Here is a 25,006-nt window from a genome sequence, read left to right on the forward strand (position 1 = left end):
CGTCAGTATCTTGTGCGGATACGCCTGGTGACCAACATCCCAGATCAAACGATCCCGCGGCGTCTCAAACACATAGTGCAGCGCTACCGTCAGCTCCACTACACCAAGACCGGACCCGAGGTGGCCTCCGGTAACGGAAACGGCCGAGATCATTTCCTCGCGCAGCGCATCCGCCACGCCCTGAAGATCCGATTGCTTGAGGCGCCTCAGATCGGCCGGTGCATCGATGCCGTCCAGCAGCGCACTATCACGATTCGTCATCGGTCAATCCACTCGGCCCGGATACGGGGCCGCGTCAACCATCAATCCGGCCTGTCATCCTTTGTGCCACCATTCGGCCCGGAGCGGCGCCGCGTGCCCGCCCTTTGCGCGGGCAAAGGTGGTTAACGCATCGAAAACACGGTCGGATCGTCTTGCCGCCGCCCCGCGCTTGCGTCATCCTCGCCCCAGCAGGCTTGGCCGGGGGGCCCAACAAGCGTGGCGTCGGACTGTTCGAGAGAGGATCGCACCGCTTTCGCCACCGGCGGCGAGGAAACGGTCGCGGGTTGCTACGAAGAGATGCGCCGCATCGCGCGCCGCCTGCTCGCCTCCGAGAGCGACCGCCGCCTGTTTCAGCCCACCGAACTGGCGCACGAGGCCGCGATCCGTCTGCTGATGCTGGAGCCCGATCGCTTCCAGACCCGCGCCCACATGCTGGCCACCGCCGCCCGCATCACCCGCCGCGCCCTGCTGGACGAGGTGCGCAGCCGCCGCGCGGCGAAGCGCACGCCCGTGCTGCTCACCATCTGGCCCGAGCGCGAGCAGCCCGCCCGGCTGGACGAACTGGACAGCGCGCTGGAGGAACTGGCGGCGATGTCGCCCGACCATGCGCGCATCATCGAACTGCGTTTCTCGCTGGGGATGGACGTGGAGGAGGTGGCCGCCTCCGAACAGATTTCCCCGCGCACCGTGAAGCGGCGCTGGGCGGCGGCGCGCGCCTGGCTACAAACGCGGATCGAAAGCGGTGAGTGAAGCCCAGGCCAGCGATGCCGGCATCCAGCTGCGCGCCTTGCTGCTGTTCGAACGATTGTTCGAGGAGCCCGCCGCGCGCGAACGGCTGCTGAGCCGGGAGCCACCGGCTGTGCGCGATGCCGTGCTCACGCTGGAGGCCGCGTCCTCGCGCTCGCGCTCTTCCTTTCCCACCGTCGATGGCGAGCAGCCCGCGCGCACGCTGATGGCCATTCCCCGCAGCGTGGGCGACTATCGGCTGGGCGAGCTGATCGGCGAGGGCGGCATGGCACTCGTCTTCGCGGCCGATCGCGGCGATGGCCTGTTCGAGCATCGCGTGGCGGTGAAGCTGATCCACCCCGATTGCTTCACGCCCTCCGCCCTCACGCGCTTCGCGGAAGAGCGGCGCATCCTCGCGCGGATCGAGCATCCGGGCGTCGCGCGGCTGATCGACGGCGGAATCGCAGAGGGCTGGCCCTATATCCTGATGGAGCGGGTGGATGGCCTGCCCATCACCCGCTTCGCACAGGATCATGGGCTTTCCCCGCAGGATCGTGTGCGGCTGATCGTGGAGGTCTGTGCCGCCGTTTCCGCCGCCCACGGCGCGCTGATCGCGCATGGCGACATCAAGCCGGATAATGTGCTGGTCGAACAAAGCGGGCGCGTGCGGCTGCTCGATTTCGGCGTGGCGCGCCTGATCGAGGGCGATGGCGCGGGACAGAGCAGCCCGCTCACGCCCGCCTTCGCCAGCCCCGAGCGGCGCGCCGGCGGACTGCCCTCCGTCTCCGACGATCTCTATGCGCTCGGTCTGCTGCTGGCGGCCACGCTCGGCTCCGCCCCCTATCCCGCCGATCTCGCCGCGATCATCGCTCGGGCGGCCGCGCCGGATATCACCGCGCGCTATTCCGGCGCCGATGCGCTGCGCGCCGATCTGCTCCGCTGGCTGGAGCGTCGCCCGGTCGAGGCGCGGCGACACCGGCCCGCTTATGTGACGAGGCTGTTCGTCGCGCGGAACCGCCGCACCCTGGCAATCCTCGCGATGGCGCTGCTGCTCGTGGCGGGCGCGGGCGCGCTGGCCTATCGCGGCTGGAGCGAGGCGCGGATGCGATCCGAGCAGGCCGATGCCAATGCCGCCGGGCTGCGCCGCCTTTCCCGATATCTGCTGGGTGATCTCTACGATCGTCTCGCCGCACAGCCCGGCACGGCGCAGCGCCGTGCGGAGATCGCCGCCCAGGCCGCCGCCTATCTTTCCGATCTCCACGTCTCGCCCGATGCCGATCCCGGCCTGCGGCTGGAGACGGCGCGCGCCTATCGCCGGCTCGCCGCGGTACAGGGCCTGCCGAGCGTGACCAACCTCGGCCTGCCCGGTGCGGCGCGCGCCTCGATCGCGAGCGCGCAGCACCTGCTGGCGGGCGCCGGCGACGATCGGCGCGCGGAAATGCTCTCCGAGCGCGGCTGGCTGGCGATCGATCGCTGGGCGCTGGACGGCGAAGGGCGAGCGTCGATCGCGCTGACGCACGAAGCCCGGCAGGATTTCTCGGCCGCACGGGCGATCGATCCGCGCGACGATGCAAGCCGGCTGGGCCTGATCGCCGCCGCCGCCAACGAAGCCTATGATCTGATCTGGACGCTCGATCGCCCGGCCGAGGCGCGCCGCATGCTGGAAGCTTCGCTCGGCGCGGTGCGCGACCATACATGGCCTGCCCCGCTCGCGCGGCAGGCGGCCCTGCTGGAGATGCGGATGCTCGCGCGGCTGGGCGATGCCGAATATCAGGCGGGCCGGGTCGCGGAATCGCTGGACCATTTCGTCGCGGCCGATCGCCGGCTGGATGCCGCGATCGCGCTTTACGGCACGACGCCCCAGTTCGTGATCCTCAAGGGCGAATATGCGTTCGACATCGCCGGCACGCTGGAGGAGTTTCCGACGCGGCTGGAGGAGGCGATCGGCGTGGCGGATCGCGGCATCGCGGCGCTGCGGGCGCTGCTCGCGCAGGGCACGGATGCGGCCGCCGAGAAGAAGCTGCTCGTGCTGCTCGCCGAAAAGGCCGTGCTGCTGCGCAGGCAGGGGCGGATCGTCGCCGCGATCACGCCCTCGGCCGCCAGCGTGGCGCTGCGCGAGGCGCGGCTGGCAGGCACGCCCGCCGATCCGCAGCGCATGCGCGATCTCGCCATCGGCCTCGCCCCCCATGCCGAATTGCTGGGCGAGGCGGGCCGCCATGCCGACGCCTGCGCGGCTGCGGAGCGCGCGGTCGCCATGTGGGCCAGGATCGACGCGGCCGGCCATCTCGGCGCGCTCGACAAAAGGAAGAATCAGCCGAACGCAAAGGCGCTGCAAGGGCGTTTCTGCCGGCCCTGAACCGCTGCCGGAAGCGGCCACCCGGCCCCTCGCGCCATCCCGCTGAATTTTTTGTTAACCCGCTGGCCCCGCCGGCCGCGCGATCGCGCATTCCTCCATGAAACCTAATGCCGGCCCTTTCCGGGGCGGCTTTGAACGAGGGGCAGGTTCATGGTGACGATCGGCTTATCTGCGTTACATTCTTCCCGCCGGCGGGGGCTCGGGCTGGCGATGGCGGGCGCGATCCTGCTCGGCAGCCCGGCGACGGCGACCAATCTCGCCTTCACCGATTTCGCGGATACCAGCGCGCTGGCGCTGAACGGCAGCACCGCCACCGCAACCGATGCGCAGGGCCGCACCGTGCTGCGGCTGACCCCCGCTCTCGAGGGGCAGGCCGGATCCGCCTACAGCCTGAACCCGATCCTGCTGACGGGCAGCTATGCGTTCAGCACGCGCTTTACCTTCAACATCAACGATCCGGGCGGCCTCGCGCCCGCCGATGGCTTCGTCTTCACGATCCAGCCCGTCTCCAATTCAGTCGGCACCGGCGGATCGGGCATCGGCATCGCCGGCATCGCCAAGAGCTTCGGCGTGGAATTCGATACCTTCCCCGCCTTCGGCAACGATCCCGCGACCGATCATGTCGCGGTGGATTTCGGTGAGGCGCTGGATATCAATGGCGATCTCGCCTCGGTCGCCACGGCCGAGCTTGCCGCCGGCTATCTCTCCTCCGGCACCGATCTCACCGCCTGGATCGATTATGACGGCGCCACGCTGGAGGTGCGGCTGGGTGCGGCGGTGGAGCCTCGCCCGCTTTCGGCGCTGCTCTCCTACCAGCTGGATCTCGCCTCGGTGATCGGCGGCGATGCGGCCTATGTCGGCTTCACCTCCGCCACCGGCTCCGGCTACGAAAATCACGATATCGTGAGCTGGCAGTTCAACGACAGCTTCTCGCCCATCTCGGACGTGCCGGAGCCGGCCACCTGGGCCATGTTCATCGGCGGTTTCGGTCTGGTCGGCGGGGCGATGCGCCGCCGCCAGCGTGTGTCGGTAAGCGTCGCGTGAGCTGCCCGCCCCCGCTCGACTCCACAGGAGCGGGGGCGGGACTTTTCCTCCGCCCCCGATCCGCGACGAGACCGGGGCGGAAGATGCCGGACGAAGGCGATTCACGGCCACCGCCAGTCTGATGTCCGGATCGGCGCCACCGCCCGTCCCTTGGGTCCAGAGTCATACCGATCGCCGCCCGCTGGGGAGCCTTCGCCGCTGTCGCGCATTCGAGCAGTCAGGCGTAAGACGACGCAAGCGCATCAAGGGGCGGACGGGCGACCGAGATCCATGGCAGACAATGGCCCGCACGATCGCGAAGCGGCGCGCCTAGAGGCGCTCGATCGCTACGATATTCTCGATACCCCGCGGGAAAACGCGCTGGACGAGGTGGCGCGGCTGGCGGCGGACATTTGCGGCGCGCCGATCGGCGTGGTGAACCTGATCGGAAAGGAGCGGCAATTCTTCAAGGCCGAGGTCGGGCTCGGAGTGCGCGAATCGCCGCTCGAAACGTCCTTCTGCGCGCAGGCGATCCTGGAGGAGGATTTCCTGCTGATCCCCGATGCCACGCGGGATCCCCGCTTCGCGGGCAACCCGCTTGTCACAGGCAAGCCCGGCTTTCGCTTCTACGCAGGGGCGCTGCTGAAAACGCACGATGGCCACGCGATCGGCACGCTCTGCGTGCTCGATATGGCCCCCAAGGATCTCACTGAACTGCAGCAGCGCACGCTGAAGGTGCTGGCCCGCCAGGTGATGGACCAGTTCGAGCTGCGCCTCGCGGCCCGCATGCGGGGCGAGCAGGATGATCGCTATCGCACGCTTTTCGAGGCGATGGACGAAGGCTTCTGCATCATCGAATTCCTCGATGGCCCTCATGGCCCGCTGAGCGACTATATCCATATCGAGGCGAACGCCGCCTACGCCGTCAATGCCGGTATCCCGAACGTCGTGGGCCAGAAGGTGCGGGAAATGGTTCCCGAAGAGGCCGGCGACTGGGTGGAGCGCTATGGCACGGTGCTCGCCACAGGCATCCCGATCCGCTTCGAGCGCGAGCTGGAAGCCACGGGCCGCTATCTCTCCCTTTCGGCCTTCCGCATCGAGCCGCCGAGCCGGCGCCAGGTGGCCGTGCTGTTTCAGGATATTACGGCGCGCCGCCGCGTCGAGCTGGAACTGGTGCGGCTCAACGAAACGCTGGAGGCCCGCGTCGCCGTCGCGCTGGCTGAACGCAAGGTTCTGGCCGATATCGTGGATGGGGCGGACGCACACGTTCATGTGCTCGCGCCGGATTATCGGTGGCTCGCGATCAACGGCGCGGCGGCGGCCGCCTTCGAGACGTTTTGCGGAACCAGGCCCAAGGTCGGCGACAACATGCTGGATCTGCTCAAGGGCAAGACCGAGCAGATCGAGATGATCCGCGCGCTATGGGCGCGCACCTTCGCCGGCGAGGAATTCACGCAGATCATCGAAGTGTACGATCCCATTCTCGGCCCGCGACAGCTGGAAATACGCGCGAGCGTGCTGCGTGACGCGCGGGCAAGCCAGATCGGCGCCTACCATTTCTCCTATGACGTGACGGATCGGCTGCGCGAACAGGAAACCCTTCGCGAAACGGAGGAGGCGCTGCGTCAGGCGCAGAAGATGGAGGCTGTCGGCCAGCTCACAGGCGGCCTTGCCCATGATTTCAACAATCTTCTTGCCGGCATATCGGGCGCGTTCGAAATGATCGCGGCGCGGGTGGCGCAGGGGCGGATGGCCGATGCGGAACGCTATGTCTCGGCCGGCCAGGGCGCGGCGCGCCGCGCGGCGGCCCTTACCCACCGTCTTCTCGCTTTCTCACGCCGCCAGACGCTTTCGCCCAAGGCGATCGTCGTCAATCGGCTGATGGCCGAGTTGCTGGAACTGGTGCAGCGCTCGGTCGGTCCGTCGATCGAGGTGGAGACGATCGCGTCGGCCGGCCTGTGGCCCGCGCTGGTGGACGCCAACCAGCTGGAAAATGCGATCCTCAACCTTTGCATCAACGCGCGCGATGCGATGCCCACCGGTGGGCAGATCACGATCGAGACGGGCAACAAATGGCTCGACGAGCATGGCGCGCGCGAGCGCGGGCTGGATCCCGGCCAATATGTCACGATCTGCGTCAGCGATACCGGAACGGGCATCCCGAAAGAGGATCTCGGGCGCGTCTTCGATCCCTTCTTCACCACCAAGCCGATCGGCCAGGGCACGGGCCTGGGCCTGTCCATGGTCTATGGGTTCGCGCGCCAGTCGAACGGCCATGTGCGCATCTATTCGGAACTCGACCGGGGCACGATGGTCTGCATCTATCTGCCCCGTCATTTCGGCGAGGAAGATGCGATCCCGATCGAGGAGAAGCAGGATGCGGCCATCCCGGCGGACGCGGGCGAGACGGTGCTGGTCGTGGATGACGAGCCCACGGTGCGCATGCTGATCGTCGATACGCTGGAAGAACTGGGCTATGCCTGTATCGAGGCGGGGGATGGCCCCGCCGGCCTGCGCATCCTTCAGGGATCCGAGCGGATCGATCTTTTGATTACGGACGTGGGTCTGCCCGGCGGCCTCAACGGGCGGCAGGTGGCGGATGCGGCGCGCGCGATCCGGCCGGATCTGAAGGTGCTCTTCATCACCGGCTATGCCGAAAATGCCGTGTTGAACCACGGCCATATCGAGCGCGGCATGGAAGTGCTCACCAAGCCCTTCCGCGTCGCCGACCTGTCCGGCCGCATCGAGCGGCTGTTGCGCCAGCGGGATTAGATGCTCGATCCGCTCGCGCCGATGCGGCCGGCGCGGGGCGGAAACCGGCGGCCGCCCGTCACATCGCCGCGCGCAGCCATGCGCACAGCGCCTGCACCTGATTGGCATCCGGCCTTTTCGCGCTGGCCAGATCGGGCTGTTTCGGCCAGCCCGCATCGGCCACCGTCAGCCCCGCCTCGCTCCGCTCGCCCGCATAGCGCGGCAGGATGTGGAAATGGACGTGTGGATCGACCATCATCAGCATCAGATAGTTGATCTTCGCAGGCGCCACGGTGGCGCGCAGCGCGGCCTCGATCCGGCCCACCATCCGTCCGAAATCGGCGAAGGCGGCGGGTGGCAGATCGCCAAAGGCGGTGAAGGTTCCCTTGGCGGCAAGGATCATGCTGCCCAGCGTCGGCTGATCCGGCCGTAGCAGCAGCACCCAGGCGTCGGTTTCCGCGATCAGGGTGGCGGGATGGCCGAATCGGCGGATCGTTTCGTTCGGGCCATCGGCATCCATCCCGGCCTTCTGCCTTGCACGGCCCGCCACGCCAACCCATCTCGCCGGTATCGCGGGCCATCGCGGCGGCCGGCACCGAAATCCGATGTTTCCGGCTTGTTCAAATCGGGCGACAAGATGCGACAACTCCATTATGCCTCCGTTCATGGGCGCGATCGGCATCTCCCGACAGGAATCGCACCTCCGCCACATCGCGGCGGGGAAGAGCGACGCCCTTTTCCAGACGCACGGCCCCTCCGAGTGATCGAAGCGGGGGGGCGGGCAGCGTTGATTCTCTCCTTCCGGGACAGCGGAGCCTTGGGCTCGCGCGCCGCCCGGATCCATTCCCATCTCCAGGACGCCACGAATGTCTCTCACGCCTGAGCGGACGCGCGCGATCATCCTCGCGGCGGGCCGTGGCTCCCGCCTCGGCGATCTCACCAGGGATCGGCCGAAATGCCTGCTGGAGTTTGGCGGCCGGCCGCTGATCGACTGGCAGCTGAGCGCGCTGGCGGCCAATGGCGTGACGGACGTCGTGGTGATCGTCGGCTTCGGCGCCAAGCGCGTGGCCCATTATCTGGGCGAGCACTGGCCCTCGGTGAAGCTGCTGCACAATCCCTTCTACGATGTTTCCGACAATCTCGCCTCGCTGTGGCTCGCGCGTGAGCAGATGGCGGGCGACATGATCGTGCTGAACGGGGATACGCTCGTGTCGCCCGAAATCGTCAGCCGCGCGCTTGCGGGGGCCAGCGCGCCGATCACGGTGACGATCGATCGCAAGCCGGCTTATGACGCGGACGATATGAAGGTGCGGCTGGATGGCACGCGCCTGCTCGCCATCGGCAAGACGCTGTCGCCCGATCATGCGAATGCCGAATCGATCGGCATGCTGCTGTTCCGCGATGGCGGCACCTTCCTGTTCCGCCAGGCGATCGAGGAGGCGATGTTCGATCCCGCCACGGTCCGCCGCTGGTTCCTGAGCATCATCGACAGCCTCGCCGGCCGTGCCGAGATCCGTGCCTTCTCGATCGAGGGACTGGGCTGGGCCGAAGTGGATTTCCCGGCCGATATCGTGGCTGCCGAACTGCTCGTCTCCGGCTGGCAGCGCGCCGCCGATCCCGCGATCAGCAGCCTCACCGCCTGATCCGGCGGACAATCGCCGCACACCGGCGCTGACCGCGCTTGTGATCGTCGTGCGCCTTCCATATGCGCTGGGCAAATGACCGACGCCGCATTGCCTTTCGATCCCGTCGAGCTGCTGGCCAGGGGGCGGTCCGGACACCTGGTGGCGCTGGGTGCCGAATATGTCGGCCATGGCGAGGACTGGTGCGAACTGGCGCTCCCTTATGATCGCCGGCTGATCTCCGATCTGGCGACGGGCACGCTCGCCTCCGGCCCGATCGTGTCGCTGATGGATTCGGCCGCCGGAATGGCCGTGTGGCTGAAGCGCGGGCAGTTGCAGCCGGTGGTGACGCTGGATCTGCGCGTCGATTATCTCCGCCCCGCGCGGCCGGGCCGCCGTGTGATCGGCCGCTGCCACTGCTACAGGCTCACCCGGCGCGTGGGCTTCGTGGAAGGCGCAGCACATGATGGCGACGGCGAGGACCCGATCGCGCGTGTGGCCGGCAGCTTCCTGCTCGTCACCGATCCCGCATCGGCGGAGCGCCGCGCATGAGCGATGTGCAACTGCTCCCCTATGCCGATTTCCTCGGCATCACGGTCGTCCATCAGGATGGCGGCTCGCCGCTGCTTTCGATGCCCTATTCCGAAGGGCTGAGCGGCATGCCCGGCCGGCTGCACGGCGGCGCCATAGCCGGCCTGCTGGAAATCGCCGCCATCGCCGCGATCGATGCGACGCTGGAAGAGCCGGACGATCCCCGCCAGCGCTTCAAGCCGATCAACGTGACCGTCGATTATATGCGCCCCGGCCGGCCGGTGGAAACGTTCGCGCGCGGCGTGGCGGTGCGCGTCGGCTCGCACATCGGCAGCGTCCATGTCGAGGCGTGGCAGGAAAGCCCGGACAAGCCGATTGCGGCGGCGCGGATGAAATTGCTGATCGCCACCAAAGCCGAAGGGCAGGAGAAGAAATGATGCGCCACTGGCTGCTGCGATCGGAGCCGGACGCCTATAGCTGGGACGATCTGGTGCGCGACGGCGGAACCGAGTGGAATGGTGTGCGCAACTATACCGCGCGCAATTTCCTGAAAGAGATGCAGCCCGGCGATCGCGCGCTTTTCTATCATTCCAACACGCAGAAGGCCGCCGTCGGCGTGATGGAGATCACGCGCGCCTGGCAGCCGGATGGAGATGACGGCAAGTGGGCGTCGGTCGCGGTGAAACCGCTGGCCCCGCTCGCCAGGCCCGTGCCGCTGGAGGCGATCAAGGCGGAGCCCCGCCTCAAGACGCTGGAAATGCTCCGCCAGTCCCGCCTTTCCGTCACACCGGTGCGCGAGGACGAATGGGCCGTCCTGCTGGAGATGGGGGCGGGCTGACGCAGGAACCCCCGAGCAACCGGGTTCCTCCTTTCGGGCGCGCCACGAAATCCGCTGTCAGAACTGGCGGACGAGGCGCAATCCGGCGGTCGGCCGCAGAGCCTCGTGCCGCTGTTTCTCGAATCCGGCCGCGATCTGCACGTTGATTGCGGCCGATAGACGGCGATGGATCTGCGGGCTCACCTTGAGGCTCCGGTCCGCGCCGCCCGCCATATTGAGCTCCGCGCCCAGCACCGTATCCGCATTCGCATCGTAAAAGGCGGCGTGGTTGAACAACAATGCATTGCGCCCCGATCCGCCATCCAGGCTGATCCGGTCAACGCCCAGCATGGTCATCGAGCTCCAGCGCGACGAATAGCGATGGCCGAGCAGATAGAGCAGGCTGCTGGAATAATGGCGCGCGTCGCGATCATGGATGCCGAGATACTGGATGCCGTGCGCCGTCCGTCCATCTCCGGATACGCCGAGGCTCGATTGCAACCCAATCTTGAGCGCGGCGAGCCGCGCGCCGTCGAACGGCAGCTCGAATTCGATCGCATGGCCGTCCGCATAGGCATATTCCAGCTCCGGCGCCCATTCGGCCGAACGCGGGCGGAAGGGCGATACGGTCTGCGCGAGCGCGTTGATCTCCAGTTCGCCCTTCGCCGCGCAGAGCGGGCGCATCATGTCGAAGATCATCGGCTCGGGGATGGCCGGATAGGCAGCGCCTGCCCGCGCGGGCGTCGCCACGAGGACAAGAAGCGACAGGGCGCAAGGCAGGCGCATCGAATTTCCCGGAAAATTGAGCTTTTGCCAAGGCTAGCCCCCTCCCCGCTTCCGCTTCGCGCCCCGATCATTTCATTTGATTGCCGCCGTGCGGCACCGCCATCGCGCCCAGACAACGGCACGCAGCCCGGCGGGCCACAGATCGCCGCAACAAAAAAGCCGGGCATTTCCCTCAGGAAACGCCCGGCTCTTTCGTGCCGAAATGGCTTGCGCCTTACGCCGCCTTGGCGCGGCTCATGCGCTTGCGCTCGTTCGGATCGAGATAGCGCTTGCGCAGGCGGATGTTCTTCGGCGTCACCTCGACGAGTTCGTCATCGTCGATATAGGCGATGGCCTGTTCCAGCGTCATCCGCTTGGGCGGGGTGAGCCGGATCGCATCGTCCTTGCCGCCGCTCGCGCGGAAGTTGGTCAGCTGCTTGGCCTTCATCGGATTGACCTCGAGGTCGTCCGTCTTGGCATTCTCGCCGATGATCATGCCCTCATACAGGGCTTCGCCATGCGCCACGAACAGGATACCGCGCTCCTCGAGCGGCCCCAGCGCGTAGGACTGGGCCTCGCCCGCACCGTTCGAGATCAGCACGCCGTTCTTGCGGCCCTCGATATTGCCCTTGTGGGGGCCATATTTCTCGAACAGCCGGTTCATGATGCCGGTGCCGCGCGTGTCGGACAGGAATTCGCCATGATAGCCGATCAGGCCGCGCGAAGGGGCGGAGAAGGTGATGCGGGTCTTGCCGCCGCCGGACGGGCGCATGTCCGTCATCTCGGCCTTGCGCAGGTTCATCTTCTCGACAACCGTGCCCGAATGCTCCTCGTCCACGTCGATCACGACGGTCTCGTAGGGCTCGGTCTTCTTGCCGTCCTCATCCTCGCCGAACAGCACGCGCGGGCGGCTGATCGAAAGCTCGAAGCCTTCGCGGCGCATCGTCTCGATGAGCACGCCCAGCTGAAGCTCGCCACGGCCGGCCACCTCGAAACTGTCCTTGTCGGCGCTCTCGGTCACCTTGATCGCCACGTTCGATTCGGCTTCGCGGGCCAGGCGGTCGCGGATCATGCGGCTCGTCACCTTGGTGCCCTCGCGGCCCGCCATCGGCGAATCGTTCACGGCAAAGCGCATGGAGAGCGTCGGCGGATCGATCGGCTGCGACTTGAGCGGCTCGGAAACCGAGGTGTCGGCGATCGTGTGCGCCACGGTCGCTTCCGTCAGGCCCGCGATCGAGATGATGTCGCCCGCCTGCGCCTCTTCGGTCGGCACGCGCTCCAGGCCGCGGAAGGCGAGGATCTTGGAGGCGCGGCCCGCCTCGATCACCTTGCCATCCGCATCCAGCGCATGGATCTGCTGGTTGGTCTTCACGGTGCCGGAATAGATGCGGCCCGTGAGGATGCGGCCGAGGAAATTGTCGCGATCCAGCAGCGTCACGAGGAATTTGAAGGGCCCGTCCGCATCGGCGGTCGGCGCCGGCACATGATCGACGATCTTCTGGAAGAGCGGGCGCAGCGTGCCCTCGCGCAGGCTCGGATCCTCATTGGCATAGCCGTTGCGGCCCGATGCGTAGAGAACCGGGAAGTCCAGCTGCTCATCGGTCGCGTCCAGGCTCACGAACAGGTCGAACACCTCGTCCAGCACTTCCTGGATGCGTTCGTCCGGGCGATCGACCTTGTTGACGACGACTATCGGGCGCAGGCCCAGCGCCAGCGCCTTGCCGGTCACGAACTTCGTCTGCGGCATCGCGCCCTCGGACGAATCGACCAGCAGGATCACACCGTCGACCATGCTCAGGATGCGCTCCACCTCGCCGCCGAAGTCGGCGTGGCCGGGCGTGTCGACGATGTTGATGCGCGTGCCTTCCCACTCCACCGAGGTGGGCTTGGCGAGGATGGTGATCCCGCGTTCCTTTTCGAGATCGTTCGAGTCCATGGCGCGCTCTTCGACGCGCTGATTGTCGCGGAAGGTGCCGGACTGGCGGAAGAGCTGGTCAACCAGGGTCGTCTTGCCATGATCGACGTGCGCGATGATGGCCACGTTGCGGAGGCGCATGGTGGTCTTTCGTTGTTCGGTTTTCGGATCGAGGGCGCCCATAGCCGAAGTGCCGCGCCGCAACAAGGCGCCGTCGCGGCCGTCTATCGCGCCGGCCTGCCGCCGCTTATGCTCCCGCCTCCCGAAACCCGCAGGAGACGGCCGCCCGTGAACCCCTTTCCCGAGGATATCTTCACCGAGCCCAGCGATGTCGATCCCGATACGCTCGCCAATCTCGGCCCGCTCGCCCGGCTGGCGGGGCGGTGGGAAGCGCGCAAGGGCGTCGACATCAATCCCAAGGCCGAGGGGCCCGAACGCCGCACCTTCATCGAACGGATCGCCTTCGACGCGATCGATCCGCAGGCTAACGGCCCGCAATTGCTCTACGGGCTGCGCTATCACATTCACATCACGACCGAGGAAGAGGATATCACCTTCCACGATCAGGTGGGCTATTGGCTGTGGGAGCCTGCCACGGGCGTGATCCTGCAGACGCTGGCGATCCCGCGTGGCCAGGTGGCGCTCGCATCGGGCCACGGAAAGCCAGGCGACGATCACATCCGCGTCACGGCGGCGCGCGGCCAGACCGATTATGGCATCTGCTCCACCGCCTTCCTGGAATATGGTTTCCGGACGGACAGCTACGACATCGACATCTCGTTCGATGGGGACGATGCCTGGAGCTACGACATCCGCACGATGCTCCTCGTCCACGGGCGGACCGAGCCGTTCGAGCATCACGATACCAATCGGCTGCGTCGCACGGCGCCGGGAAAGCCCAACCCCCTCAAACAGATATTGGATCGGAGGAAAGCCGCGTCCTGACGCGATGCGAAGGCACTCCGATCCGGCCGATCGGCAACGTGCCCGATGACCGATGGTGACACCGGCCCGCCCCCCTGCCCACCCAGACACACTCGGGGCGAGGGCGCGGCCGGTGCCGCTTCAGGAAGGCACCCTTCCGCGCACGCCCGAACGCGCCCTCAAGCGCCCGGCACCACCAGATTCATGAACAGCAAGGCCGCCTCGATCGCGACGCCGCCGAACACCACCGTTTCCATCACCATTCCGAAAATACGCATCTTGCTTCTCCCTCATGTCGTGGGGAGCCTTCTGGACGCGCAAAGCCCTTTGGCGATCTCACCGCTGATCCGTGAAAATTCTTTTGTGAAATATCGTGTCGCCGTGCTCGCGAAGCCCTGCGAACGCCTCTCAGTGTTGCACTTGAGCGAGACGGACTAAACCGGGCGTCACGCCTTCGGTCTTCCGGGGTTGGTTGGTGGCGAGCCGCACGACGCTGTCGAGCGAGCTATCGACGACGATCTCGTTGACGCCCTTGGACACCGGCGTGACCGTCACGGAGCGGATCAGCGAGCGGATCTCGTAGGATTCCGCGTCCAGCGCATCGCCGGCCGGCAGCGCGCCGGCGACGAGCGCCTCTATCCGCGCGCGATAGGCTTCCACGATCTGCGGATGCAGGACGATGACGGGCGTCGCCGCGATCTCCGCCAGCTCGGCCTGCAGATCCACGCGCTCCTCGCGATGATCGCGCAGCGCCTTCACGATTTCGGGCACATCGGCCAGACCGCCCGCGATCGCCGCGACGAGGCGCTCTATCGCGCGATCGATCGTTGCGACGCGGCGCTCGATCGTCGCCCGCCGATCGGCCGCCGCACGCACGCCCTGCTCCCGGCCGCGATGATATTCGCGCACCATCAGCGAGAGCGCCTCGGCCGAAAGCAGCTCCGACTTCAGTCCTTCGAGCACGCGCTCGTTGAGCTCTCGCTCCCGGATCGTCTGCGAGTTGGCGCACATGCCGCCATCGGCATTGTTCCGGCAGCCGATCAGGCGATGGGTGCGCACGCCGAAATTGCCGCCGCACACGCCGCACCGCACGAGGCCGGACAATAGCCGGCGCGGCCGTATGCGCTGCCGGAGCGGGATGGTCGCGCGTTCGTCGAGCTGGCGCTGCACGCGATCCCAAGTGTCGCGATCGATGATCGCCAGATCGGGCATCTCGCCGGCGATGCGCGCGCTTTGCGGCGTCGTGCTGACAACGGCCCGACCGGTCTCCGGATCGCGGCGATGCTTGCGGCGGCCATGGACGAAGATCCCGACGTACATCGCGCAGCGCAGGATCCCGTCACCCCGGCTCGCTGTGCCGTTGATCGTCGCGCCACGCCAGGGCGCGCCGGTGAAGGAAGACACCCCCTCCTCGTTCAGCGCACGCGCGATACGATAGGCGCTCTGCCCGGCGAGATAATCGCGGAAGATCCGGCGCACGACCGCCGCCTGCGGCTCATTGATCGTGCGCAGCCCCCGCTCGAGCTGGCCGTTGCTTCCGATACGACGCACGACGTCATAGCCATATTTGTGGCCGCCCGGGATCTTGCCGCGCTGGAGTGTGCCGATCTTGCCGCGCATCACCTTGTCGGCATGATCCTTCAGGTGCAGCGCCGCCATCGTGCCCTTAAGGCCGATATGGAGCTCGTTCACCTCGCCTTCGGACAAGGTCACGAAGCGGACGTCGTGAAACTGGAGCCGCTGGTAGATGGTGGCGATATCGGCCTGATTGCGGGCGACGCGATCGATCGCCTCGGCCAATACGATATCGAAGCGGCCTTCACCGACATCCGCGAGCAGCCGCGTCATTTGTGGCCGTCGCCTGGTGGCGCCGGAAATGGCGATGTCGGCATAGACGCCGGCGACCTGCCATCCTTCGGCCTCGGCACGGGCCCGGCAGACGCGTTCCTGATCCTCGGCCGAGGAGGCGGATTGGCGATCGGTAGAGAAGCGGGCGTAGATGGCGCAACGGAGCACGCGGACCTCCTGGAATCGGGGCGGGATGCGGCGTCAGCATCCTCGCGCGCCATCTGGTGGGCAATGAGGGTCACGATCGACGCGACGGCGGGGTGAAGGCCCATCAGAAATATTCCTCCTCGAGGAGAGGAAGGGCCGCGATGCCTTCGAATCCCTTCGCCTCGGCGAAGGCGATCATCGCCTCAGCCCCGACGTCGGAACCGCAGCCACTCACCTGCCAGCGCTTACGATCCCCATCCGCCGAGGATGCGCGCCGCGTGAAATGGCCGGACAGGTTCAGAAACCGCATGGCGCTGATCGCCCGCCATTCCAGCCAGGCGCCGGCCGTGAGCTCCTCGGGCCGCACGGAATACAGCTCCATCAGCTCGAATGCCTTGTCGTGAGCCGCCCTCGCCTCGATCGCTATCGGGCTGGTCGAAAGCTCGATGAGGCTCTCGATCGTCCGGATCGCACGCGCACGACGCTGGCCATCGCTCATGCCGGCACACCATCGTGCTGGACGCCATCGAGCAGGCGGCCGGAGCGGCGCTTGCCCACCGCGTACATCGACATGGCGCGCTTGCCCTGGAGGAAGGCCCCGAATTCGTAAGCGCGCTTGCCGTCGAACCGCTCGCCGTCCGCATGCAGCACGGTTCGACCGACCCTCGGAAGGCGGGTGGCCTCCGGATGGTGCGCCGGCGCCGGATGATAGCAGGAGTCGACCAGCTCCTCGGACATCTCCGAGATCGGCGCCCACTCGCCCCACTGCTTGAAGAGGAAGGGGACCTCGGCGGCCGCGCATTGATCGCGCAGACTCCGCGCCCAATGCGGGTGCATCGGCCGCGCGCCAGGCCCGCTCTCACCGCCTACGATGATCCAGTCGATTGAGCGCATCGGCGTAGCCGGGGTGCCGAATTTCGGATCAGTGCTGATAGCCGGGATGCAGCCACGCCCATGACAATGGTGGCACCGCCCCTTCGGCCAGCGCGCGAGGGTTCCAGTGCCTCCACAAAGGTCGCAATGGAAATCCACGCGGGGAAGCTCGATGCCGCTCAACAACGGCTCGATGGAGAGGAACCGCCTCGCCGCCGGCGTTGCCAGCAGTTTCGGGATATCGCGATCCGCCTCCTCCTGGTTCACCACCGTGATCCCGAGCCAGACGTTCGCCGGCATGCCCATGATCGGCGTGCGGCCGCCGACATTGCCGATCCGCTTCGTCAGCAGCAGCCAGTCGAGGTGCGGCGTGTCGAGGATCAGGCGCCACAGATCGTCGCGCCATTGCGGATCCACGGCATTGTCGAACACGTCCGCCAGGCTCGCGCAGAACACGCGATAGCGGATGCCCTTCGCGGCCGCCTCGGCATTCCAGCGCAAGGGCTTCGCCCAATTGGCCGCGCTGGTGCGCCGGCGCGGCGCGCCCGGGCCCCAATTGATCGCCACGCCACCGGCGAAGCGGGCGTTGCGCGTCTCGGCATAGCAATTCTCGCAGCCGGGCCCGCATTTCTGGCAGCCCTCCCACGGATTGAAGGTGTGGTGCGCCCACTCGATCGTGGTGTTTTCACCCACGGGCCGCCCTCCAGTCCCGGTAGGCGGCGGCGTGTGTCCGGCACAGATCCTTGCCCGGCGCCGGCGACGTGGCGCAATCGGCGCAGATCGGGGCATCGCAGGTGCCGCCCGGCGTCTTCCAGTCGCACAGGAGCGGCGCCGGGCGGCCGCAGGCGCAGCGGGCGCGCCGGCGCGATCCGCAGACGATCGCCGAACCGCCGCCTGGCAGGGTGACGTGCTGGCAGGTCATCAGCCGGCACCGCCAACGGGCACATGTTTCGCGGCGGGCCCGACGGGGGATCCGTCGTCAGGGCCCGCCGCGCCCCCCCCGACGCCGCCGGGGGGCGGCTGTGTGTCGGTTCCGGCGTTGCCGCGGCCGAGGGCTTGAAGCGCCCGTAGAGTATCAAGCCGGAACCATCGTCCGCCAACCGATAGACTGCCGTCGATTCCTTCTTCAGCTCCTTGGGAAGGGCGGTGCGATCGAGGCCATAGTCATAGGCGCGCTCCATGCCGGCCGGAGCCTTGGGCCACGCAGGATATTGACCGAAGCCGGCGGCGGGCAGCGCCGACGCAAACCCGTCCTTCTTGGCCAGCTTCGGCAATTCCGCCGCGATCTTCTCGCGCGCGAGCTTATCGAGCAGCGACGGATCCACGATCCGCTCACCGCCCTCCGAGCCCAGGAACATTTCTAGCTCGATCCGGCCGCCGGCTTGGCGATAGACCTCGATCCCGACATAGACGGCCTGGGCGCACGCCACGGACAATGTCTTCAACTTCAGGGCGTCGCGGACCGAGCGAGGCTCATGCTTGACGCCCCAGGTCTTCTTTTCCTCGGCCGTGAAGACCGTTATCTGCAGCTTGTGGTCGGCCAGGCTGGCATAGGCCTTCGCGCTTTCGACGTTCAACTTTCCGTCGCGCATGGCGTCGAGGATATCCGGCGCGAGGCTCGCGAGGCGCAGACGCCCTTCGACATGAGCCCGGGAAACGCCGAAGCGGCGCGAGCAATAGGCGACCGGGTCAGGCTCGTCGGCATGCTCCTCGACGATCGTGCGATAAGCGATGAACTCGTCGGCCGGGTTCATGGCAACGCGATGCAGGTTTTCGGACAGGCTCGTCGGTCGCCCCTCGTCACGCGCCTCGACGCGCACCGGGATCGGGGCATCGAAAGGCAGACGCCCTTCGTCGACCAGGTGCATGAGGGCGTGAAGCCGCCGCCCGCCGGCGACAACCTCGTACCGGCCGTCGACAAGAGAGGGGACAACGACGAGATTCTGCTTCAGACCATGGGCATCGATATCGGCGGCCAGCGCCTTGATGTCCTCGTCCAGGTTGGTCTTCCGGACGTTCAGGGGAGAAACGGTCAGGGATTTCAGCGCGACTTCGGTCAGCGTAAGAACGGTCTCCATGGGGTTCGCTCCGGTGCTCGTGGTGAAGCGCCGCGGGCGATCGGTTCCGATCGGGGCGGCGCGAGCCGATCCCGGCGCCGGCGGGCTTGCCGGCGCGGATCGGGACGGGTTCGGGGAGCGGCGGGCTTGCCGCTCCCCGGTCTTCGCCGCGGCCCTCTGCGCGACGGAGATGCTGCTGGAGGTGGGCGGCATCATGCCTTCCACCCCATGAATGTCTTGAGAACGTCAGCCATCCGGGCCGCGACGGCACAGTGTTCAGCGGACACGCCGTATGTCGTCAGGTGCTCACCGTGCGGATCAGGATCCGCGCCGACCTTCCGGCCATAGATCACCACCTGGTCATAGCCGTAATCCTCGGCGATGCGCCGCGCGGCCGAGATCGGGATCGGCTTCATGCCGCCACCTCGAGATCGAGCTCGCCCGGAAAGGCGATGGGCAGCGGGATCTGCGGCGGATCCAGCGGGAAGGCGCGCGACCCGCTCCGGCAATCGGAGCAATGGCACGGCGGATTGGTCGCCAGCTCGCGCAGGCGCAGCTCGAGCCGGCCGACGATCTCGGCCAGATCCCGATCGGCTTCGGCGAGCGCGCTTATGCGATCGCGGGCGTGATAGACGGTGGAGTGATCGCGTCCGCCGAAGAAGCGGCCGATATCCGGGATCGAGCGATGAGTGAGCCGCGTCGCCAGATACATCGCGATCTGGCGCGGCCGCGAGATCGTCCGCCGGCGGGACGGCCCGAGCAGATCCGCCGGCCTGATCCGATACTGACGGCAGACGGCCGCCTGGATATCGGCCAGGCGCGGCGCGCGCGGGGTGGCGACGGCGGTCATGCGCCGAGCGCCTTCAATTCCTGGTGCGCGCGCACGCAGGCGATCACAAGCGCTCGCGCGCCTCGGACGATGACGACGACGACCAGACCAAGGGCAAGAAGTCGAAGGCGTCGGACGACGACGATGACGACGATCACGGCGACGATCAGCAACGGCGCCGCGAAGCTGGGTGCCATTACCGCAAGCGGCGTGTCCGCCGCCACGGTGAGCACGACGGGCAACGTGAGTGTGGGTGGCAACCTCTCGGCCAGTTCGGGCACCGGAACGTTCAACGCCGTTACCGCGATCGGGAACGTGGCAGGCGCGACAGTTACATCCTCGTCCGATGCGTCGGTCGGCCGCGATCTGGGTGTGACGCGAAACTTCTCCGCCGGGTCGATCGCCACCAGCGGAAATGTTTATGCCCCGAGTGGCCTGGCCACGTTGGGGAACATCACAACGCCGGGTTATCTCCAGGTATTTGGAACCGCAAGCTTTGGAGATCTCAGCTATTACGCGCAACTGCTGTCCGGAAATCCGCTGCTGAACTTCTCACCCGGAAATTACCTGCTCTACGACCGGACGACCAACGCCGCGTCCATCAACATCGGCAGCGCGCCCAGGCTTAGCGTCACCGCGACGGGTGTAAGCATCCCGGGCGATCTGGCGTTTCAGACGACAAGCAGCAATATCAACGGCGCGACGTCGCAGCTCGCCGATGCAGGTAGTGTCGTGCGCACGCTGCAGGCACGCATCGGCGAGCGGACCAGCGTCCTCGATTTCTGCCCTTCGACGATCGGCGCGGGCAGCACCGACGCGACGAGCTGCATTCAGGCGGCCATCACAGCCCTGTGCGCTCGCTCGAACAAGGGGGGCATCTTGTTCTTTCCCCCCGGTGCATATCTGATCAACGGGACGGTTCTGCTTCCATGCGCCGGTCTGACGATCGAAGGCGCTGGCGTCGGCAACCCGTACGGTGGCCAGGGCACGCAGATCATCGCCGGGCATCGCACGGATAGCGCACCCGTCATCCGGGCCTTGGTGACGAGTTATACCAGCGCGGCCGGTGAAGCGAACGCACCATCATCGCAGGCCGGCACGCAGCGCTTCTCATTCGGGCCAGTGATCCGCAACCTGAGCTTCGCCAATCTGAACGGAAGTGTCCCAAACGGGCGTCCGGGGCCGTTCGTCGAGCTTAACTACACGACCTATAGCTTGCTCGATCATGTGACGATGTATGCCGCGTGTACCGGTCTGAAGATATATGGCGGCTTTTTCGTGGGTGTGAGGGATTCTCAGATCGAAGGTTTCGCGGGAAACTGCAATGTGATCGATCTGCATGGAGATAGGTCAAAGACCTACTCTACTCTAGACGCAGTGTACTTTGATAAAGTTGAGATTACCAATTTCGGCGGTGCAGGATCTTGCTATAATATTTCCGATAGAGTCCAAACGGTATGGTGGACGAATACCACCTGTCAAACAGGAGGATTTGCTATCAATTCCGCCTGCCCCGGCATGTCATCGCTTCAGGATTGCCCAGGATTTTTTACACTGAGCGACTTTGAGGCTGAAAGCAACGGTACATCTGCTTCATTGATTAACATAACTGAACTTGCAGATGGCTTCACGATGACAGGAAGTTGGCTCAGAGGGTATTATAGCGGCGACGCGGCCAACACACTCATCTCGATTACACCCGGCCTGTTCCCATCGGCGCAGCGAGGCTTGCCGATAACCATCAGCAATAATTGGCTCAAGCACGCGGGTGGATCGTGCCTCTACATTCAAAACGAACAAGCAACGATCTCTGGCAACCACATCTACGGTTGCGGCCGCCGAGCGGATGGACCGAGCTACGCTGCTGTTGAGATCAGGGCGAACTATGCCACTATAAGTAATAACATTCTTTGCGGTGGAGATTACCTCAACGACTCAAGTTCTTTCGCTACCGGTGTGCTCTTAGCCAATAACGCGAACTATATATCGATTACGGGGAATATCATTGGCAGTGCCTGCACGAGCATCTACCTGAACCCCGGCACGGGGACATCAATTGCCTCGGCCGGGAATGCGGGGCCGTAAAGCCTAATAGCGGAACGATCCGAGATAGTGATCCGGGCCGCCGCTCCAGCATGGCATGTCGAGGGGGCCGGGGAATGTCTCATCAGTGTCGACGAGATCGTACACCGCCCGATTGGCCCAACTCACTTCCAGAACGTTAGCCACAGGTACACCAGCTATTACGCCAAAATCAGCGAAATTGTTGGCGTGTACGTGAACGGGGGCATAGTTCAGACTTAACTTCCGGAGCGCGCGATAAAAACCTTGTCGCCACTCAGATCGGACGAAATTCTCAAACCCGTGCATCTCGCACGTAATTTGAGTGAAACGTCCGAGATGCTCCTGCGGAGTGGCCTCGATGACCGACCACTCCGAATCTTCAATGTCCATCTTCAGGAATATGTTGGGCTTGGCCAGTCCCTTATCGTGCTCGTGCACGAGTGACTCCAATGTGGTGCAGCCCGTGGCAGGCTGAGCGGCAATCATGGTTTTGCTAAAAACCATGCGATGATCCTCGGGGGCTGGATCATCGACCGTGTGATCAAACTGGTAGATCCGTAAGCCACGATTGGCGGCATCCAGATCCCACGAAATGTCGTCCCGAATCCCCAGTGAAAGTGCAACATTGACACCGGAAAAATCGTCGAGGTGGGTATACCCGCCATCGTTGGGACGACCGAAACGCGCCTTGCGTTGGCCAAGGGCGCGTTGCGGCTTCATCAGGCGCAAGACGGTACGTATCTGCTCGCCCAGCTCAATTTCGTTCGAAGCGTTGAGCCCGCCAATCTCTTCAAGAGTAGGAATCCCAACGAGTCCTCTATCGGAAAAATGATCGACAACTGCAGACTGCATATTAAGAATCCTATTCCTCGAAGAGTTTGAGCCGTATGATGACAGCCTGCCCTGCGGTAGCGCATTCGAAGGCGCTAATTGAAGCAAGGGGTCATGGACATCTTCGCCCAGGGAACGAGCTCATACGGGTCACGTCGGCGCCATCCCAAGGTTAAGCAGAGAAAACCTCTCGCGGACAGAACTTTTCTCATGGGCCCGACGCGCCAATTTTGGCTTGTGCATAGCTAATCATGGCTAAGTGATACGCCCGCCACGATTCCCCGGCAACGGCTTATCGCACGCCGTGTGTACGGGGGCTTAAGCGGAGCCCCCTCCTCCACCAAGCCGCGGATGGCAAACATCGCGCAATCAGACACCGCCAGCCGCGCCGATCTGCGCAAGCAGCCTGGTTAACCGCAACTGCGAGTAGGCCGCCCGACGGCCGCCGCCACCTTCCACAAGGAGAAAATCGATGAAGATGCTCGCAAGGGCAGCCTTCTGGCTGTCCGTGATGATCGGATTGGCGGGGATCCCGTCGCAGACCGCGCTCGCGCAGGACGTCCAGACCCTGCCCAAATCGTTCACGCTCCCGATCACCGGATCCGAGGTCACATCGGTCGGCGTTCGATCCGGCACCGGATATTCGCTCCAGGCCGTCACGCTGAACCAGCTCGACAGCAACAGCGCGAAGCTGCGTCGCGCCGCCAGCCGCGCCGCCGCGAACAATGCGGAGGATGGCGCCACCTCCTCCTTCACGGTCTCGCTCGCGACGTCCGAGGATTCGTCGACCTATTCGAAGGTCTATAATTCGACGAGCACTCCCAAGCTTCCGGACGTGATGCGGGTGTCGGGCGCCGTCCCGTACCTCTACACCAACGGCACCTATTTCATGCCGTCGACCAACGTGTCTCCGGGCACCGTCGGCAATCTGTCGGGCTTCTTCACCGCCGGCACCTTCGACGCCGGCCGGGAGGCGACGGTGTGGCGCGCCTCGATCCAGACGGACACGGAGGCGGCGCTTCAGATCCGGGTGACCGGAACGAGCAGCACGCATTATTACCGGCTCGCGGTCGACGGCCTCTGGGTCAACAAGACACCCCAAGCCTTCGTCGGCACCGGCAATGCGGACACGATCACCGTGACGCTCGACGGCAAGCCGCATGTCGTGACGCTGGAAAGCTCGCAGACGGTTGCGATCCTGCGCATCCGCGTGGCGCCGACCGGGACCCTCTCCAAGCCCGTCCGTTCGCCGGACAGCATCGTCGCCCTCGTGACCGGTGACAGCTATTCCGAGGGCTTCGGCAGCGAATATCGCTTTCTCGGTGCATGGCCGACCACGGTGGCAACCCTGCTGGGCATCGACGACATGCGCATCGTTGCCCTTGGCGGCACCGGCTATATCCAGACCAACACCACGACGGGCGCGCCGAAGATCGCGGATCAGATCCCGGTCTGGAAGCTCTCCAACCCGGATCTCGTCGCCTCGGACGGCACGATGCCTTCCGTCGCCATGTTGCTCAATGGCGGCGGCTATAACGACTGGTCGAACACGTCCGCTGCCATCGCCGCCGCCGCCCTGGATGCATGGAAGAAGGAGCGGGCCACCGCACCGAATGCTCTCGTCGTTGTCCTGGAGCCGTGGGCCGGCGTCCATGGCGAGGCGGACACGAAGACGCTCGCGGACGGGGCGGCGCTGAAGGCGGCCTTCCTGGGCTGGGGCGATCCGAACTCGCTGTTCATCCCGATCAACAGCGATGCGGCGCCGTGGATCACGGGCACCGGAAAGGTCGGCAGCACGACCGGCGACGGCAATGCCGATATCTTCATGGCCAACGAAAGCCCGCGCGTGCATCCCAGCTTCGCCGGTCACCAGTGGATCGCCCGGCGCGTGGCCGCCGCGATCCGGGCCTATCTGGCGTCGCCCGTGCCGATCTCGTTCGGGCTCGACCTGCCGTCCATCCCCGCGGCCGCGAACGACAACACGCCCGACCGGATGGCGGCGTGACGACTGCATGGCGGCGGGCATCGCCCCGCCGCCATGCTCCCTCTTCCGGGAGAAACATGATGACCTGGCTTGAAGAGGCCGGCGGCCGCTATGGCCCGATCGCCGTCGGCCTGGCCGCCGGCACCGCCGCGAAATATGCGCGCGCGCTCAACGACGGACGGCCCATCAGCCGCAGGCAGGTGATCGCGGATCTCCTGCGCCTCGGCATCCTCGGGATCGTGGCGGCCACGATCTCGGGCAAGCTGGGCCTGAGCGGCAACTGGCAGGCGCTCGCCTCCGCCTATCTCGCCCTGGGATCGGATCGCCTGATCCAGCTGATCGCCGACCGGTTCGATCGCCGCTTGGTTGCAATGGTCGATGCGATGTTCGGGGGCCGGGATGGCGGCGCCTGACGAAGAGCCTTTTGATCTGGTGGGCGCGGTGACCAACGCGCTGCGCGATCTTTATCGCGAGGAGGTGGATCGTCCGCTCGAGCCGCTCCGCGACGACGAGCCGGCGCCGCGTCTCGCACCCATCGAACAACCCTAGCCTCTCGAGCCCAGGCGGAAAAGCGCCCCGCTGGCGTGAGGATCAGCGGGGCGCGCGGTTACCCTCGTAGTTTCCGCAGGTTTCTCCTGCCTCGCCGGCCTCGCGCCCGGCAACGGCACAATCATCAACAATC

25 protein-coding genes and 1 pseudogene are annotated in these 25,006 nt (G+C 65.9%); 14 read left to right on the forward strand and 12 right to left on the reverse strand.

The window, feature by feature from the left end; all coding sequences use genetic code 11:
* Nucleotides 1-261, reverse strand: a 261-nt coding sequence (locus tag DI605_RS05350) for a 1-deoxy-D-xylulose-5-phosphate synthase N-terminal domain-containing protein (RefSeq protein WP_293970209.1), incomplete at its 3' end; no start/stop codon positions are given.
* 216 nt (nucleotides 262-477) lie between these two features.
* Between DI605_RS05350 and DI605_RS05355 the strand changes: the two genes are divergently transcribed.
* The 4 genes from DI605_RS05355 to DI605_RS05370 all read left to right on the forward strand — a co-directional run bounded on the left by DI605_RS05355 (nucleotide 478) and on the right by DI605_RS05370 (nucleotide 7,138).
* A complete protein-coding gene (locus DI605_RS05355; protein ID WP_293970211.1) occupies nucleotides 478-1,011 on the forward strand; it encodes an ECF-type sigma factor in 534 nt (177 codons plus the stop codon).
* Nucleotides 1,004-3,343 carry a serine/threonine-protein kinase gene (locus tag DI605_RS05360; RefSeq protein WP_293970214.1) on the forward strand — a complete coding sequence of 780 codons (2,340 nt, stop codon included), beginning with the start codon at nucleotides 1,004-1,006 and terminating at the stop codon, nucleotides 3,341-3,343. The genes DI605_RS05355 and DI605_RS05360 overlap by 8 nt, the downstream gene beginning before the upstream one ends.
* A 210-nt stretch (nucleotides 3,344-3,553) precedes the next feature.
* The gene (locus DI605_RS05365) at nucleotides 3,554-4,387 is read left to right on the forward strand and encodes a PEPxxWA-CTERM sorting domain-containing protein (protein ID WP_293970218.1); all 834 of its coding nucleotides are present in this window, start codon (nucleotides 3,554-3,556) and stop codon (nucleotides 4,385-4,387) included.
* A gap of 270 nt (nucleotides 4,388-4,657) precedes the next feature.
* On the forward strand, nucleotides 4,658-7,138 hold the full coding sequence (locus DI605_RS05370; protein ID WP_293970220.1) for an ATP-binding protein: 2,481 nt from the start codon (nucleotides 4,658-4,660) through the stop codon (nucleotides 7,136-7,138).
* Nucleotides 7,139-7,196: 58 nt separating this feature from the next.
* Here the strand turns inward: DI605_RS05370 and DI605_RS05375 are convergent, their stop codons facing one another.
* Entirely contained in the window at nucleotides 7,197-7,637 is a 441-nt protein-coding gene (locus tag DI605_RS05375; RefSeq protein ID WP_293971376.1) for an HIT family protein, read from the reverse strand.
* A 346-nt stretch (nucleotides 7,638-7,983) separates the two neighbouring features.
* On the opposite strand from DI605_RS05375, the gene DI605_RS05380 reads away from it, so the two are divergent.
* The 4 genes from DI605_RS05380 (at nucleotide 7,984) to DI605_RS05395 (ending at nucleotide 10,108) form a co-directional block, all read left to right on the forward strand.
* Complete coding sequence (locus DI605_RS05380) at nucleotides 7,984-8,760, forward strand: phosphocholine cytidylyltransferase family protein (protein WP_293970223.1); 777 nt, start codon at nucleotides 7,984-7,986, stop codon at nucleotides 8,758-8,760.
* A 75-nt stretch (nucleotides 8,761-8,835) separates the two neighbouring features.
* Nucleotides 8,836-9,291: a PaaI family thioesterase gene (locus DI605_RS05385; RefSeq protein ID WP_293970226.1), complete on the forward strand. Its 456-nt coding sequence runs from the start codon at nucleotides 8,836-8,838 to the stop codon at nucleotides 9,289-9,291.
* Nucleotides 9,288-9,707, forward strand: coding sequence for a PaaI family thioesterase (locus DI605_RS05390; RefSeq protein ID WP_293970229.1), 420 nt, complete (start codon nucleotides 9,288-9,290; stop codon nucleotides 9,705-9,707). The genes DI605_RS05385 and DI605_RS05390 overlap by 4 nt, the downstream gene beginning before the upstream one ends.
* Nucleotides 9,707-10,108: an EVE domain-containing protein gene (locus tag DI605_RS05395; RefSeq protein WP_293971379.1), complete on the forward strand. Its 402-nt coding sequence runs from the start codon at nucleotides 9,707-9,709 to the stop codon at nucleotides 10,106-10,108. Before DI605_RS05390 ends, DI605_RS05395 begins: the two co-directional genes overlap by 1 nt.
* A 57-nt stretch (nucleotides 10,109-10,165) precedes the next feature.
* Here DI605_RS05395 and DI605_RS05400 read toward each other — a convergent pair whose 3' ends face one another.
* Nucleotides 10,166-10,873: a hypothetical protein gene (locus DI605_RS05400; protein ID WP_293970232.1), complete on the reverse strand. Its 708-nt coding sequence runs from the start codon at nucleotides 10,871-10,873 to the stop codon at nucleotides 10,166-10,168.
* Between the two features lie 214 nt (nucleotides 10,874-11,087).
* Nucleotides 11,088-12,908 carry a translational GTPase TypA gene (typA, locus tag DI605_RS05405; protein WP_293970235.1) on the reverse strand — a complete coding sequence of 607 codons (1,821 nt, stop codon included), beginning with the start codon at nucleotides 12,906-12,908 and terminating at the stop codon, nucleotides 11,088-11,090.
* A 147-nt stretch (nucleotides 12,909-13,055) separates the two neighbouring features.
* On the opposite strand from typA, the gene DI605_RS05410 reads away from it, so the two are divergent.
* Complete coding sequence (locus tag DI605_RS05410; RefSeq protein WP_293970238.1) at nucleotides 13,056-13,712, forward strand: heme-binding beta-barrel domain-containing protein; 657 nt, start codon at nucleotides 13,056-13,058, stop codon at nucleotides 13,710-13,712.
* Nucleotides 13,713-14,099: 387 nt separating this feature from the next.
* Here the strand turns inward: DI605_RS05410 and DI605_RS05415 are convergent, their stop codons facing one another.
* The 4 genes and pseudogenes from DI605_RS05415 to DI605_RS05430 form a co-directional block, all read right to left on the reverse strand.
* Nucleotides 14,100-15,707 carry a recombinase family protein gene (locus DI605_RS05415; RefSeq protein WP_293970241.1) on the reverse strand — a complete coding sequence of 536 codons (1,608 nt, stop codon included), beginning with the start codon at nucleotides 15,705-15,707 and terminating at the stop codon, nucleotides 14,100-14,102.
* 103 nt (nucleotides 15,708-15,810) lie between these two features.
* Nucleotides 15,811-16,185: a hypothetical protein gene (locus tag DI605_RS05420; RefSeq protein WP_293970244.1), complete on the reverse strand. Its 375-nt coding sequence runs from the start codon at nucleotides 16,183-16,185 to the stop codon at nucleotides 15,811-15,813.
* A complete protein-coding gene (locus tag DI605_RS05425; protein WP_293970247.1) occupies nucleotides 16,182-17,348 on the reverse strand; it encodes a phage Gp37/Gp68 family protein in 1,167 nt (388 codons plus the stop codon). Before DI605_RS05425 ends, DI605_RS05420 begins: the two co-directional genes overlap by 4 nt.
* A 1,079-nt stretch (nucleotides 17,349-18,427) precedes the next feature.
* Nucleotides 18,428-18,637, reverse strand: a pseudogene (locus DI605_RS05430) (ParB/RepB/Spo0J family partition protein); the annotation flags it as partial.
* Between DI605_RS05430 and DI605_RS05435 the strand changes: the two are divergent.
* Nucleotides 18,636-18,848: a hypothetical protein gene (locus tag DI605_RS05435; RefSeq protein WP_293970250.1), complete on the forward strand. Its 213-nt coding sequence runs from the start codon at nucleotides 18,636-18,638 to the stop codon at nucleotides 18,846-18,848. The pseudogene DI605_RS05430 and the gene DI605_RS05435 overlap by 2 nt on opposite strands.
* Here the strand turns inward: DI605_RS05435 and DI605_RS05440 are convergent.
* The 3 genes from DI605_RS05440 to DI605_RS05450 are packed head-to-tail and all read right to left on the reverse strand — an operon-like array spanning nucleotide 18,829 to nucleotide 19,603.
* A complete protein-coding gene (locus DI605_RS05440) occupies nucleotides 18,829-19,032 on the reverse strand; it encodes a hypothetical protein (protein ID WP_293970253.1) in 204 nt (67 codons plus the stop codon). The two genes, DI605_RS05435 and DI605_RS05440, sit on opposite strands and share 20 nt — an antisense overlap.
* Nucleotides 19,029-19,466 (reverse strand): helix-turn-helix domain-containing protein, encoded by a 438-nt coding sequence (locus DI605_RS05445; protein WP_293970256.1) that lies wholly within the window; start codon nucleotides 19,464-19,466, stop codon nucleotides 19,029-19,031. Before DI605_RS05445 ends, DI605_RS05440 begins: the two co-directional genes overlap by 4 nt.
* The gene (locus tag DI605_RS05450; protein WP_293970259.1) at nucleotides 19,463-19,603 is read right to left on the reverse strand and encodes a hypothetical protein; all 141 of its coding nucleotides are present in this window, start codon (nucleotides 19,601-19,603) and stop codon (nucleotides 19,463-19,465) included. The genes DI605_RS05445 and DI605_RS05450 overlap by 4 nt, the downstream gene beginning before the upstream one ends.
* On the opposite strand from DI605_RS05450, the gene DI605_RS05455 reads away from it, so the two are divergent.
* On the forward strand, nucleotides 19,590-21,530 hold the full coding sequence (locus tag DI605_RS05455) for a glycosyl hydrolase family 28-related protein (protein ID WP_293970262.1): 1,941 nt from the start codon (nucleotides 19,590-19,592) through the stop codon (nucleotides 21,528-21,530). The two genes, DI605_RS05450 and DI605_RS05455, sit on opposite strands and share 14 nt — an antisense overlap.
* 3 nt (nucleotides 21,531-21,533) lie before the next feature.
* On the opposite strand, the gene DI605_RS05460 is transcribed toward DI605_RS05455, so the two are convergent.
* Nucleotides 21,534-22,361: an FkbM family methyltransferase gene (locus DI605_RS05460; RefSeq protein WP_293970265.1), complete on the reverse strand. Its 828-nt coding sequence runs from the start codon at nucleotides 22,359-22,361 to the stop codon at nucleotides 21,534-21,536.
* Between the two features lie 451 nt (nucleotides 22,362-22,812).
* Here DI605_RS05460 and DI605_RS05465 point away from each other — a divergent pair, with 451 nt between their 5' ends.
* Genes DI605_RS05465 through DI605_RS05475 form a run of 3 tightly spaced genes read left to right on the forward strand, consistent with a single transcriptional unit; the run spans nucleotide 22,813 to nucleotide 24,873 of the window.
* Nucleotides 22,813-24,345: a hypothetical protein gene (locus DI605_RS05465; RefSeq protein ID WP_293970267.1), complete on the forward strand. Its 1,533-nt coding sequence runs from the start codon at nucleotides 22,813-22,815 to the stop codon at nucleotides 24,343-24,345.
* A gap of 59 nt (nucleotides 24,346-24,404) precedes the next feature.
* Nucleotides 24,405-24,737: a hypothetical protein gene (locus DI605_RS05470; RefSeq protein WP_293970270.1), complete on the forward strand. Its 333-nt coding sequence runs from the start codon at nucleotides 24,405-24,407 to the stop codon at nucleotides 24,735-24,737.
* On the forward strand, nucleotides 24,724-24,873 hold the full coding sequence (locus DI605_RS05475) for a hypothetical protein (protein ID WP_293970273.1): 150 nt from the start codon (nucleotides 24,724-24,726) through the stop codon (nucleotides 24,871-24,873). Before DI605_RS05470 ends, DI605_RS05475 begins: the two co-directional genes overlap by 14 nt.
* The last annotated feature ends 133 nt before the right edge of the window (nucleotides 24,874-25,006 follow it).

Origin of the sequence: Sphingomonas sp., assembly GCF_003248515.1 — a bacterium.
Classification (GTDB): Bacteria; Pseudomonadota; Alphaproteobacteria; order Sphingomonadales; family Sphingomonadaceae; genus Sphingomonas_I.

Excerpts from the sequence above, each read along its gene's own strand:
- DI605_RS05420 (WP_293970244.1), bottom strand. The coding sequence starts at position 16,185 with ATGAGCGATGGCCAGCGTCGTGCGCGTGCGATCCGGACGATCGAGAGC.
- DI605_RS05445 (WP_293970256.1), bottom strand. The coding sequence starts at position 19,466 with ATGACCGCCGTCGCCACCCCGCGCGCGCCGCGCCTGGCCGATATCCAG.
- DI605_RS05395 (WP_293971379.1), top strand. The coding sequence starts at position 9,707 with ATGCGCCACTGGCTGCTGCGATCGGAGCCGGACGCCTATAGCTGGGAC.
- DI605_RS05460 (WP_293970265.1), bottom strand. The coding sequence starts at position 22,361 with ATGCAGTCTGCAGTTGTCGATCATTTTTCCGATAGAGGACTCGTTGGG.
- DI605_RS05465 (WP_293970267.1), top strand. The coding sequence starts at position 22,813 with ATGAAGATGCTCGCAAGGGCAGCCTTCTGGCTGTCCGTGATGATCGGA.
- DI605_RS05375 (WP_293971376.1), bottom strand. The coding sequence starts at position 7,637 with ATGGATGCCGATGGCCCGAACGAAACGATCCGCCGATTCGGCCATCCC.
- DI605_RS05435 (WP_293970250.1), top strand. The coding sequence starts at position 18,636 with ATGGGGTTCGCTCCGGTGCTCGTGGTGAAGCGCCGCGGGCGATCGGTT.
- DI605_RS05475 (WP_293970273.1), top strand. The coding sequence starts at position 24,724 with ATGGCGGCGCCTGACGAAGAGCCTTTTGATCTGGTGGGCGCGGTGACC.
- DI605_RS05440 (WP_293970253.1), bottom strand. The coding sequence starts at position 19,032 with ATGAAGCCGATCCCGATCTCGGCCGCGCGGCGCATCGCCGAGGATTAC.
- DI605_RS05385 (WP_293970226.1), top strand. The coding sequence starts at position 8,836 with ATGACCGACGCCGCATTGCCTTTCGATCCCGTCGAGCTGCTGGCCAGG.
- typA (WP_293970235.1), bottom strand. The coding sequence starts at position 12,908 with ATGCGCCTCCGCAACGTGGCCATCATCGCGCACGTCGATCATGGCAAG.
- DI605_RS05470 (WP_293970270.1), top strand. The coding sequence starts at position 24,405 with ATGACCTGGCTTGAAGAGGCCGGCGGCCGCTATGGCCCGATCGCCGTC.
- DI605_RS05455 (WP_293970262.1), top strand. The coding sequence starts at position 19,590 with ATGACGACGATCACGGCGACGATCAGCAACGGCGCCGCGAAGCTGGGT.
- DI605_RS05365 (WP_293970218.1), top strand. The coding sequence starts at position 3,554 with ATGGCGGGCGCGATCCTGCTCGGCAGCCCGGCGACGGCGACCAATCTC.
- DI605_RS05380 (WP_293970223.1), top strand. The coding sequence starts at position 7,984 with ATGTCTCTCACGCCTGAGCGGACGCGCGCGATCATCCTCGCGGCGGGC.
- DI605_RS05425 (WP_293970247.1), bottom strand. The coding sequence starts at position 17,348 with ATGCCCCGATCTGCGCCGATTGCGCCACGTCGCCGGCGCCGGGCAAGG.
- DI605_RS05390 (WP_293970229.1), top strand. The coding sequence starts at position 9,288 with ATGAGCGATGTGCAACTGCTCCCCTATGCCGATTTCCTCGGCATCACG.
- DI605_RS05400 (WP_293970232.1), bottom strand. The coding sequence starts at position 10,873 with ATGCGCCTGCCTTGCGCCCTGTCGCTTCTTGTCCTCGTGGCGACGCCC.
- DI605_RS05370 (WP_293970220.1), top strand. The coding sequence starts at position 4,658 with ATGGCAGACAATGGCCCGCACGATCGCGAAGCGGCGCGCCTAGAGGCG.